The organism is Pseudomonas granadensis (assembly GCF_900105485.1).
Classification (GTDB): Bacteria; Pseudomonadota; Gammaproteobacteria; order Pseudomonadales; family Pseudomonadaceae; genus Aquipseudomonas; species Aquipseudomonas granadensis.
This window is the reverse complement of the sequence record NZ_LT629778.1, coordinates 2,160,163-2,171,875: the sequence shown is the minus strand read 5'-3', so window position 1 is coordinate 2,171,875 and position 11,713 is coordinate 2,160,163. Positions and strand designations below refer to the sequence as shown.

Annotated in this window: 8 protein-coding genes; 7 read left to right on the top strand and 1 reads right to left on the bottom strand. The window is 58.3% G+C overall.

The window, feature by feature from the left end:
* Positions 1-51 precede the first annotated feature (51 nt).
* From pdxR to BLU52_RS09595, 4 genes are all read left to right on the top strand, one after another.
* Positions 52-1,485, top strand: a complete 1,434-nt coding sequence (pdxR, locus tag BLU52_RS09610) for a MocR-like pyridoxine biosynthesis transcription factor PdxR (protein ID WP_090282958.1) — start codon at positions 52-54, stop codon at positions 1,483-1,485.
* Positions 1,486-1,608: 123 nt separating this feature from the next.
* On the top strand, positions 1,609-1,902 hold the full coding sequence (locus BLU52_RS09605; protein ID WP_090282957.1) for a putative quinol monooxygenase: 294 nt from the start codon (positions 1,609-1,611) through the stop codon (positions 1,900-1,902).
* A gap of 234 nt (positions 1,903-2,136) precedes the next feature.
* Positions 2,137-2,538 (top strand): cupin domain-containing protein, encoded by a 402-nt coding sequence (locus BLU52_RS09600; RefSeq protein ID WP_090282956.1) that lies wholly within the window; start codon positions 2,137-2,139, stop codon positions 2,536-2,538.
* Positions 2,539-2,748: 210 nt separating this feature from the next.
* Positions 2,749-3,309, top strand: coding sequence for a hypothetical protein (locus tag BLU52_RS09595; protein WP_090282955.1), 561 nt, complete (start codon positions 2,749-2,751; stop codon positions 3,307-3,309).
* 78 nt (positions 3,310-3,387) lie between these two features.
* Here BLU52_RS09595 and BLU52_RS09590 read toward each other — a convergent pair whose 3' ends face one another.
* The gene (locus BLU52_RS09590; protein WP_090282954.1) at positions 3,388-8,283 is read right to left on the bottom strand and encodes an NAD-glutamate dehydrogenase; all 4,896 of its coding nucleotides are present in this window, start codon (positions 8,281-8,283) and stop codon (positions 3,388-3,390) included.
* A 759-nt stretch (positions 8,284-9,042) separates the two neighbouring features.
* Here BLU52_RS09590 and BLU52_RS09585 point away from each other — a divergent pair.
* From BLU52_RS09585 to BLU52_RS09575, 3 genes are all read left to right on the top strand, one after another.
* Positions 9,043-9,393 carry a colicin-like pore-forming protein gene (locus BLU52_RS09585; protein WP_157720684.1) on the top strand — a complete coding sequence of 117 codons (351 nt, stop codon included), beginning with the start codon at positions 9,043-9,045 and terminating at the stop codon, positions 9,391-9,393.
* A gap of 738 nt (positions 9,394-10,131) precedes the next feature.
* Complete coding sequence (locus BLU52_RS09580; protein ID WP_090288478.1) at positions 10,132-10,485, top strand: hypothetical protein; 354 nt, start codon at positions 10,132-10,134, stop codon at positions 10,483-10,485.
* A gap of 268 nt (positions 10,486-10,753) precedes the next feature.
* Positions 10,754-11,713, top strand: a complete 960-nt coding sequence (locus BLU52_RS09575; protein WP_090282952.1) for an AAA family ATPase — start codon at positions 10,754-10,756, stop codon at positions 11,711-11,713.

Below are 11,713 nucleotides of genomic sequence, written 5' to 3'. Positions count from 1 at the left end.
TAGCAGTAATCTGCCCGACACTTCACTCACCGCCCCCGGAGCCCCATCGGTATGGAACTTCATGTCGTGATCAACGGCCGCAAGGACCTGGCCGGTCAGTTGTATCAACAACTGCGCGGGGCGATCGAATCCGGGCGGCTGGCGGCGGGCACGCAATTGCCGCCCAGCCGTTTGCTCGCCGAGCAATTGGGCATCTCACGAAAGACCATCTCCGACACCTATGCGCAGCTGACCTACGAAAACTTCCTCACCGGGGTCATCGGCAAAGGCACCTACGTCAACGCCCGCCCGGCGCAAATCCAGCGCAAGCAGAGCCACAGTGAACTGGCCAGCGCCGAGGTGATCGAGAGCTGGTGCAATCTGCCGGTATTCTTGCGCCATCCGACGCTGGAAGGTTCGCTGCGCTACGACTTCATCGGCGGCGCCACCAGCAAAGGTCAGTTTCCCCACGATGACTGGCGCCGCTGCGTGTCTCACGCGATGCGCCAGATGGCCCAGTCCAAAGGCTTCTACAGCCTGCCCGAAGGCCTGCCGGCGCTGCGCAACGCGATTGCCCGACACATCGCGTTTTCCCGCGGGGTCAATTGCCAGGACGAGGACATCGTCGTGTGCAACGGCGCGCAACAGGCGCTGGACCTGATCAGCCGCGTGCTCACCCGCCCCGGCAGCATCGTGGCAATGGAAGATCCCGGTTATCCGCCGGCACGCCTGCTGTTTGGCACCCATGGCGCCGAAGTCGTCGGCGTTCCGGTCGATGCCGAAGGCATGCAGGTCGAGCACATTCCCGATGGCACGCGCCTGATCTATGTCACGCCCTCGCACCAGTTCCCCTTGGGCATGCCGATGAGCCATGGGCGCCGCGAAGCTCTGCTGGCCCGCGCCTATGAGCTGGGCGCAATCGTCATCGAGGACGATTACGACAGCGAATTCCGCTACGAAGGCCGGCCGACCGATTCGCTGTTCAGCCTGGACCCGCGCGGCATCGTTGCCTACGTCGGCACCTTTTCGAAAACCCTGCTGCCGGAGCTGCGTCTGGGTTACGCGATTCTGCCGCCGGCGATCCTCGAAGCGGTAATCCGCGCCAAGCAGCTTACCGACCTGCACGCCTCGACCCTGCCGCAATGGGCGCTGGCCAAGTTCATTGCCGAGGGCTGCCTGCTCAAGCATATTCGCCGCTGTCACACCATTTACGCTCAGCGCCGCGAGCGCATTCTGGCGCGCATGGCGGACGATCTGTCGCCTTGGCTGGAAGCGGTGCCACCGAGTGCCGGTTTCCACATGACCGTGTGGTGCAAGGTGCCGATTGATTTGCTGCTGGTGATCGAGCTGGCGAAAAAGGTCGAGGTTGGCCTGTACGCGATCAACGGTTTCTATTACCAGCAACCGGCGAAAAACGGTCTGTATTTCGGCTTCGGCGCGATCGAAACCCTGGACATCGACACCGCGCTGGATCGCCTGCGCGACATCCTCGAACAGCTCACCTGAGCCATTGGCCTGAGGATTTAACCGCCGATTGGTTATTGGTCTTCGAGGGTTGCAGGCCTATTCTGCACAGGCGTTATCCCTCAATGAGCAGGATTCGTCCGGCCTGATTCAGGAGTGTGAGCCATGTCCAACGAAGTGATCAACACCGTGCAGGTGCAGGCTGTCGCCGGCCGTTCGGAGGAGCTGGGCAAGCAGTTGCAGAGAATCGTCGACACCCTGCGCGAAACCCCGGGCTGCGATTCCTACCTGGTCGACCGCTGCCCCGAGGACAGCCACCGCTGGACAGTCAGCGCGCGCTGGCAGTCGGAAGCGGCGATGCAGGCGCATTTCAACCGGCCCGAGGCGCAGGGGTTTATCGACCTGATCGATAGCCGCTTGGCCAATAGTGTGGATTTCAACAGCTTCCCCATCGTCTGAACCGGCCCCTTCGCGAGCAGGCTCGCTCCCACAGGTTATGAGTTGCTCACAAAACAGCTGAGCAACCTCGAACCCTGCGGGAGCGAGCCTGCTCGCGAAGGCGTCTTGCGCCGCGCCGGAATTTTCTCTGGCACCGCCAATTGGTCACTCCATCTTCCCGAACATTGGCCGTTTGAATGCCCCGCCCTGCGGAATACTGTGATCAGCAACACCAACCCTCACAGGTAACCCGCCATGAAAGCCCTGCCCCTGCTCGCCGCCGCCCTCGCCTTCAGCCTTTCGACCGCTGCCCTGGCCCACGACCCCTCGGAAAAAGTCACCGTGCTGCAAGAGCAACTTCTCAAAAACGCCCCCGGCAAAAAAGCCATGATGATCGAAGTCGACTACCAGCCCGGCCAATCCTCCATCGCCCACAAACACGACGGCACAGCGATGGCATATGTGCTGGAAGGCGAAGTGATTTCCCAAGTCAAAGGTGAACAACCGATCACGTACAAGAAAGGTCAGTTCTGGTACGAACCGGCCGGCTCCGAGCATCTGGTGTCGAAAAACGCCAGCCAGAGCAAGCCTGCCAAGTTGTTGGTGTTCATGGTTCTGGCCCCTGATGAACCCGTATTGATTCCGCTGAAAGACTGATGGCTGCCTGACCGACAATAACAAAAGGCGCAAATCGAGGATTACGCGTTTTGTTACATGGAAGTTTCACTGGCGAAGTTTTTGTCGCCCGTACATATCCCCACACGTAATCCCTTTGGACTTCGTCAGTAGCACCAATTAATGTCCATACGCGAATGTTAACCAGATATTCACACTATTAATAACTGCCAAGTAATGGACGACACTTTTATGAGTACTGACGTAGAAAAATCCTTCATAGCCAGAATTGCATGCAGCCAGACGCGCATGACGTACTTCGATCAACACCCTAGTGCCGATGAGTTGAAGGGATCGGGGCATCTTCTTACTACCGCTCATGCCTATTCCCGACTTAACAAGATGTTGCCCTATCACGACAATGCCACCAACAATATTCACATAGTGGCTTACTTCCGTTGTTACGATGATTACTACAATATTCAGATTCGTAGCAGTCAATATTTTGGTAATTTTTTCAGCAAGAATGCTGATCGTATTCTCGGCGCATTCCCGCCAGCGGGTGGTGATACTACGTCGTTCAATATTTATAACTCCAACAGCGAGCTTGTAACTCTGGACAACCTTCCAGGCAGTCACGCAACGGTTTATCTACGAGCTCGAAACCAGGGCTTCATCAATAGGCAACTACGCAAAGACGCATACGTCTACACCTATGGCGACGCACCGGGTGACCCGGTGACGTTCAATCTGGAGATTCTTGAGCGGAATGTCGATTATCCGACTTCCAATGTGCCCTACGCTCAAGCGTAATCAGCTCATTCAATAAATAGCCAACAATAAAAAGCCCCGGCATCTCACGATACCGGGGCTTTCTCATTCAACCACTACTTACGCCGATTCAAGCTCGGCATTCGCAGCAGCCACAGGCACGATGGTCTGCCCGCTCAACGCCAGATCCAGCAGCTCGCGGTTGGCCACCGCGTACATGGCGTAGTCCGTGCCGCTCGCGGCGCGGATTTCCACCAGCATGGCGCGCCAGCGCGAGATCATGCTTTCGTGCTGTTCCATCCACAGCGCCAGGCGTGTTTCCACGTCCTGGGTGCCGTCGCCCTGTTGCAGGACGGAGATGGTGATCGCGCGTTGCTGCCAGTCGACGTCATCACGGAACGCTTCACGGGCCAGCGCCTGCCAGTTGTTTTCAACCGGCAGTGCGCTGATCTGTTGCAGGTACCAGGTGATGTCCAGCGCCGAACCCACGGCGAAGTAGGCCTTGGCCACCTCGGCCGGGTTCTGCCCGGTAACGTCCGAGGCTTCGATGATCGGCAGCAGCGTGTACAGGTGCGAAGTGCCCGCAACCATACGCGCCAGCAACTCCGGCACACCGGCGGCGACGTAAGCCTGATAACGCGCCTGCCAGTTTTCGCGGATTTCGCCGCTCAGCAGCTCGTCGAGTTTCAGACCCAGCTCTTTCAGGTGCGGACCGAAGTGCGCGACGTCACGGGCAGCGTTCTGCTCGTTGCGACGGGCACGCAGGAACCAGCGCGTGGCACGGCGACCCAGACGCATCAGCTCGTCCATCAGCTCCAGCTGCACGTCAGCGGAGACCTGATAGTCCAGTGCTTCGATCTGACGGAACCAGTGCGGAAGATGGAAAATGTCACGCACGATCACATAAGCACCGGCCACATTCGCCGGGCTCATGCCGGTCGACTCTTTGAGTCGTTGAACGAAGGTGATGCCCATGTGGTTGACCAGGTCGTTGGCGATCTGGGTGCTGACGATCTCGCGCTTCAGACGGTGACGACGCATGGCTTCGGAGAACTTGCTGACCAGGGTCGGCGGGAACGCCGTTTCCATGTCGCGGGTCAGGTAATCGTCGTCCGGTACCTGCGAGCCCAGCAGCTGCTCCTTGAGGTCGATCTTGCTGTAGGAAATCAGCACCGACAGCTCTGGACGCGTCAGACCGTGGCCTTCAGCGATACGCTCGGCCAGTTGCTCTTCGGTCGGCAGGAACTCGATGGCGCGGTCCAGCTTGCCGCGGCCTTCAAGATCGCTCATCAGACGCTTGTACTCAGCGATGCGCGCATAGGCACGACGCGCCGCCAGGGACAGGGCCTGAGTCTGCTTGTAGTTGTTGCCCAGCACCAGATTGCCGACTTCGTCGGTCATGCTCGCCAGCAACTGGTTGCGTTGCTTGTCGGTCATGTCGCCGGCCTGAACCACTTCGTTCAGCAGGATCTTGATGTTCACTTCGTGGTCGGAGCAGTCCACGCCACCGGCGTTGTCGATGAAGTCGGTGTTGGAACCGCCGCCATTGAGACCGAACTCCACGCGACCCAGTTGGGTCATGCCGAGGTTACCGCCCTCGCCCACGACTTTGCAGCGCAGCTCGTTGCCGTTGACGCGCAGTGCATCGTTGGCCTTGTCGCCGACATCGGCGTGGCTTTCGGTGCTGGCCTTGACGTACGTGCCGATACCGCCGTTCCACAGCAGATCCACCGGGGCCTTGAGCAAGGCATTGAGCAGTTCGGTCGGGGTCAGCTTGTCGGCCTTGATGTCGAAGCGTTCTTTCATCTGCGGGCTGATCGCGATGCTCTTCGCGCTGCGCGAGAAGATCCCGCCACCTTCGGACATGATGCTGGTGTCGTAGTCGGTCCAGGCCGAACGCGGCAGGTCGAACAGACGCTGACGCTCGACGAAGCTGGTCGCCGGGTTCGGATTCGGGTCGATGAAAATGTGCATGTGGTTGAAGGCCGCGACCAGTTGCAGCTTGTCGGACATCAACAGGCCGTTACCGAACACGTCACCGGCCATGTCGCCGACGCCCACCACAGTGATGCTGTCTTCCTGAACATTGATGCCGCGCTCGCGGAAGTGGCGCTGTACGCCGACCCACGCGCCTTTGGCAGTGATGCCCATTTTCTTGTGGTCGTAACCGGCCGAACCACCGGACGCAAATGCGTCACCCAGCCAGAAGCCGTAGTCGATGGCGATGCCGTTGGCGATGTCGGAGAAGGTCGCAGTGCCTTTATCCGCTGCCACCACCAGATACGGGTCATCGTTGTCATGGCGCACAACGTTGGCCGGCGGTACCAGCGCGCCGTCCTTCAGGTTGTCGGTGATGTCCAGCAGACCGGAAATGAAGATGCGGTAGCAGGCGATGCCCTCGGCCGCGATCTCGTCACGGCTGCCGCCCAGTGGCAGACGACGCGGCAGGAAGCCGCCCTTCGCGCCCACCGGCACGATGACCGAGTTCTTCACTTGCTGGGCTTTCACCAGACCGAGAACTTCAGTACGGAAGTCTTCTTCACGGTCGGACCAGCGCAGGCCACCACGTGCGACGTTACCGAAGCGCAGGTGCACGCCTTCAACGCGTGGCGAGTAGACGAAGATCTCGAACTTCGGTACCGGCTTCGGCAGTTCAGGGATCGCGTGCGGGTTGAACTTGAAGCTGAAGTACGACTTGTTCTGGCCCTTGGCGTCGGTCTGATAGAAGTTGGTGCGCAGCGTGGCTTTGATCAGGTCAAGGTAACGACGCAGGATGCGGTCTTCGTTGAGCACCTGAACATCGTCCAGTGCAGTCAGAATCGCTTGTTCCAGACGCAATTGCTTGTCTTCGAGATCATCGTCGCTGAGCTTGCGCGCCAGGTAGAAGCGAGTCTTGAACAACCGGGTCAGTTCGCGAGCGATGTCGGTGTGGTTGTTCAGGGTGCTGGCGATATAACCCAGATCGAAGCCCAGACGAATCTGCTTCAGGTAACGGGCGTAAGCACGCAGCAGCGCAACGTCGCGCCATGGCAGGCCGGCGGTCAGTACCAGACGGTTGAACGCATCGTTTTCGGCATCGCCGCTTACGATGTGGACGAAGGCGTCCTGCAGGGTGTCGTTGAGTTGCTGGATGTCGAGGTCCAGGCCTTCAGCGGCGGTGAACGCAAAGTCGTGAATCCAGAACTCGCGGCCATTGGTATGACGCAGACGGTACGGGAATTCACCCAGCACGCGCAGGCCAAGGTTTTCCAGGATCGGCAATACGTCGGACAGCGCCAGCGGCGTGTCGGCGTGATACAGCTTGCAATGCAGCTCGCGCTGGCCGGAGACCTGGCCCAGCGGCTGATAGAAGCTCATCACCAGCGGATTCTTTTCGTTGAGGCTCAGCAGGTGCTGCATGTCGACCACGGCCGAATGCGCCGCGAAACGCTCGCGGTAGCCGGCCGGGAAACCTTTCGGGAAATCCGCCAGCACGTTGGTGCCGTGGGCTTCGCCGAAGCTTTCGACGGTCAGTGCGGCGTAGTCGTCCTGCCAGCTGCGGCAGGCCTGAACCACTTCTTTTTCCAGCAGCACAGGGTCGATGTCGAGACGGTTTTTCGGGTCGACCCGCAGAATCAACTGCACGCGCGCCAGTACCGACTCGGAGAAGAACGTCCAGAATTCGCAATCGGAGGCCTTCAGGCGCTCCATCAGCACTTGCTGGATCTTTTGGCGAACCTCGGTGGAATAGATGTCGCGCGGCACGTAGGCCAGGCAGTAGCAGAAACGCCCGTACGGGTCTTTGCGCAGGAACACGCGGATCTTGTTGCGTTCCTGGATCTGCACGATCGACATTACCGTGGTGAACAGTTCGTCGACCGGGGTCTGGAACAGATCATCACGCGGCAGCACTTCGAGCACCTGCGCCAGTTCCTTGCCCAGGTGAGCCTTGGACTGGAAGCCGGAGCGACGCTCGATTTCTTCGACCTTGCGACGAATGAACGGGATGACCCGCACACTCTCGCCATACACCGAGGAGGTGTACAGGCCCATAAAGCGGTGTTCCTTGATGACCTTGCCGTCGGCGTCGATCTCGCGGATCGACACGTAGTCAGGGTAAGCCGGACGGTGCACGCGGCTCGGGTGCGCGGCCTTGGCGAACGACAGCGGGGTCGGTTCGCGCAGGTAGGCAACGGCATAGTCTTCGATGCGCAGGTCTTCGTAGGTCAGGCCGGTGCGCAGCAGTTTGGTCAGGCCGAGGAAGGAGTTCTGGTCATACTCGATGTGGCCGCCGTCGGCCTGATCGGTGACCACGAATTCTTCGTAGCCGAGGAAGGTGAAATGGTTGCCCACCAGCCATTCCAGGAAACTTTTGATTTCGTTCTTTTCATCGGCGTCGATGGCGAATGCACTGCCGTCGAGCTTGCCGAGGATTTCCTGGACCTTGGCCTTCATCGGCTCGAAATCGGCGACCGCGACGCGGACTTCACCGAGAACCTGTTCCAGCTCTTTGCTCAGCACGTTCAGCTCGGCCGCGTTGGCGCAGCGGTCGATTTCCAGGTACATCAGCGATTCGTGCAGCACATCTTCGCCGGTGCTGCCTTTTGGCAGGATTTCCAGCAGCTCGCCCTTGCTGCCACGGCGTACGCTGAGCACGGTGGTTTGCAGGGTGTGGATGCTGTAGCCGCGGCGGTTCAGCTCGGTGCGGACCGAGTCGACCAGAAATGGCAGGTCGTGGTGCAGGACTTCGACCGCGGTGTGGGTCGACTGCCAGCCGTGGCGTTCGTAATCAGGGTTGTAGACGCGCACTTGCGGTTGCGCGTGATCGAAGCGCTCAAGCAGGCGCCACGCGGAAAGAGTACAGCCAGCGAGGTCGGAGAGGCGACGTTGAGTCAGCTCGTCCAGAGAAATGATGCCGAAGAATTGTTCAGCGAACAGCGCCACTTGTGGCAGTGCCTGTTCACTGATGTGCTGCGCCAGTGCCGCTTGCAGTTGGTGCTGGAAGTCGGCTTTGCTGGCTGCGGTGAAGAACGCCATCTGTGGTACTCCGCTTAAGCTTGTTATTGATGGAAAGCGTCGCGTGCAACACCCCTTTCGGGGCCGGTGTCGCCCTGTTCCTGATTCTCGGGCAGAGGAAACAGGGTGACAGGTGGGTGAAGCTGGACGAGACCCTCAGGTCACATTCACCTTCCATTGAATGGGCAGCTGCAAAAGCGACTGCCGGCGCAGCCGGCAATGCCTTTACGGGTGCCCATCCGATGCGCAGCTTAAAGGGTGCGACAATGTGTCTGCTTGCGGTGCTGCGACATATTCGGTCATCGGCACGTAAATGCTGGGTTTAGCCTGCTTCAACCCTAGCAGGCGAGAGGCAGAACGCAGGTTCGAAAGCCCGGATTTGCAGGACTTCCGTGCCAGCCTCCCCCTTTTGGACCTTACATATCCGGAAACGAAAACCCTTACGGCCTTTTTACGGACCCTGATCGCCGCATCCGGTTCAGCGCAGGCGGTTGACGCGGATCGGTTTGCAGGCGCAGTGACTATTCGAAAACAGCGTTACCGCGAGCACTGACCACACCACCCAGTATTGCTGAACTTATCAATACTCACTTAAACAAATCACATAAAAACAGTCAGTTAAAAACGCTTCATCTTTTCTTACAAACCGCATCGAAATGCCCCACACGATTATCAGAACACTTTAGGACATGGCGATCTGTTCGAATTTACATAGAGCGCTAACAATATGAAACACCTGACGCCCGACGGATCGGGGCGATCGCGGACGCGCTGAATGCCTTGGACAAAGCGACTTACACGGACAACGTAAATCGGCTCGCCAAAGGTTTTGGCGTGACCGGGAAAATCGTGCAGGCGCATTCTGTTATAGAGAATACCGTAACTGGCTTCAGGGACGGCAACTGGAAACCCCTGATGCTGGAGCTTGAGAGTATCGCCGCAGGGATCGCGGTTGGTGTGATGGTGGCTGCCGCTGTCGCGCTTCTTCCTGCAGCCGCAGCCACCAGCGCACCGGTCATCGTAGCGGCTGGATTACTGATCGCACTGACAGCATTCATGCTGGATGCGAATAACGTAGAACAAATCAACAACATGATTCTCGAGCAAATCAATACTGCAACGCCAGAATAACCATTGCTCTTTTGCAGGGCTTGAGTCGGTTACAGCGACTCAAGCCCGATTGAACCACTTGAAACCGTGGTATATCCGAGCTTTTTCATGAATAAAAATAAATTCCGACAGACTCCTCTATTGTTAGCATTCGGACTATTCTGCGCCCCTATTTTCTTCATAAACCTTTTTTTGCCCGCATATCCGCAAAGCAGCTTTGACTTTATTATCGACGACTTCCTGGACAATCAACTACTTGGCCGCATCGGATTCTGGTCCTCTTTTTTCCCCTTCAGCTCGAAGGCAACGGCAAACTACGTGGCTATATTCGGCCCCTGCCTGGCTTTGTTCTCAACCTACCAAGCCTTCACTATAGAATTTGACCCCGCACAATTTGATGAGATGACTCTTAAACGCTACCTTGTCATTCTTGTGGGGGGCGTTTTTCTTTTTGTTGTTTATGCATGGAACTTTTATGTAGATTCCAGCGATCTGGCAACAGCCAAGGGAAAATATGGGCGTATTTTTGGCATCAACATTATTTCTTTCTCGGTTTTTTACTCAGCAAATTCCATTTGTTTGTACTTCCTGGTCCCGTTCATGCTGCATCGCTGCTTTTTCTATATTCCCTGTCGCCTTATCAAAAAATGGTGGTGCACAAAACAAAAATCCCGCAACCATCGCAGCAAAATCTTCATCGGGCTGGCAAAATCAGCTTTTTGGCGCATCCGTCGCGCCCGGCTAACCAGGAATCCTCCCATGCAAATGACCACCGCCCTGCTCATCGTCAACCCGTGCGATGACGAAGAAGACAACATGGCCATGCTCTGCTGCCACAGCGACAAGGGCGAGATGTTCCTGATGAGCCGCTACCCGGACGAGGATGAGCTGGAGATCACGCTGGATGGCGAGCCTTCTACTCTCGACGGGGTCAAGGTCACCTTGAGTGCGAATCTGTTGAAGATCGAGATTGCTGCGGCGGATGCCGATGCGTTGAACGGGGATGATGTGCTGGAGATCAGCTTCAATCCGGATATGGTGGATAGGGATGAGGTGGTCGAGACCCTCAAGAATATCCTTGATGGGACGGGTACCTTCATCAGCGAGATTTAATGGCGTCCGGACTGGCCCCATCGCGAGCAGGCTCACTCCTACAGGTCGGTGTACGCCGATCCCTTGTAGGAGTGAGCCTGCTCGCGATGAGGCCATAACTGCCACCTCAGCACTCCCGCCCTACAAAAATCCAACAAATCCCCCAATCATTTCCCGCACTTTGCGCAAAATGCCGTTAGTCGCCACCCCCCGCGATGGATTAAAGTAACGCCCCCAGCCACAGCGTTAGCGAACGCCTGTGGCCACCCCTTTGCAGGAACCGTCACCGATGGAACATCGTGAAGCGCTGCTGGCGCTGCGAAACTTTCTTTCAACGCAGATTCTCGGCCAGGAAAAGCTCATCGAGCGTTTGCTCATCGCCCTGCTCGCCGACGGCCACATGCTGGTCGAGGGCGCTCCGGGGCTGGCCAAGACCAAAGCGATCAAAGAACTCGCCGAGGGCATCGAAGCCCAGTTCCATCGCATCCAGTTCACCCCTGACCTGTTGCCAGCCGACATCACCGGCACCGAGATCTATCGCCCGGAAACCGGCAGCTTCGTGTTCCAGCAAGGGCCGATTTTCCACAACCTGGTGCTGGCGGACGAAATCAACCGTGCCCCGGCCAAGGTGCAATCGGCGTTGCTCGAAGCAATGGCCGAGCGTCAGGTCAGCGTCGGGCGCAGCACCTACGAACTGTCGCCGCTGTTTCTGGTGATGGCCACGCAGAACCCGATCGAGCAGGAAGGCACCTATCCGCTGCCGGAAGCGCAGCTCGACCGTTTCCTCATGCACGTCAAGATCGGCTTCCCCGACGCCGCCGTCGAGCGGCGCATTCTGCAGCAGGCCCGGGGCGAAGCGCTGAACGGCGAAACCAAACCCGAGCGCCGCGTCAGCCAGCAGGCGATTTTCGCCGCGCGCAAGGAAATTCTTGGCTTGTACATGGCCGACGCCGTGGAGGAATACCTGGTGCAACTGGTCATGGCCACGCGCAACCCGGCCAAATTCGATCCGGAGATGGCCGAGTGGATTGCCTACGGCGCCAGCCCACGCGGTTCGATTGCGCTGGACCGCTGCGCCCGCGCTCACGCCTGGCTGGCCGGTCGTGATTTCGTCAGCCCGGAAGACATTCAGGCGGTGCTGTTCGACGTGTTGCGCCACCGCATCATTCTGTCGTTTGAAGCCGAAGCCGCGGGCATCGATCAGGACCGCGTGGTGCAGCGGATTCTCGACGTCGTCGCCGTCGCTTGA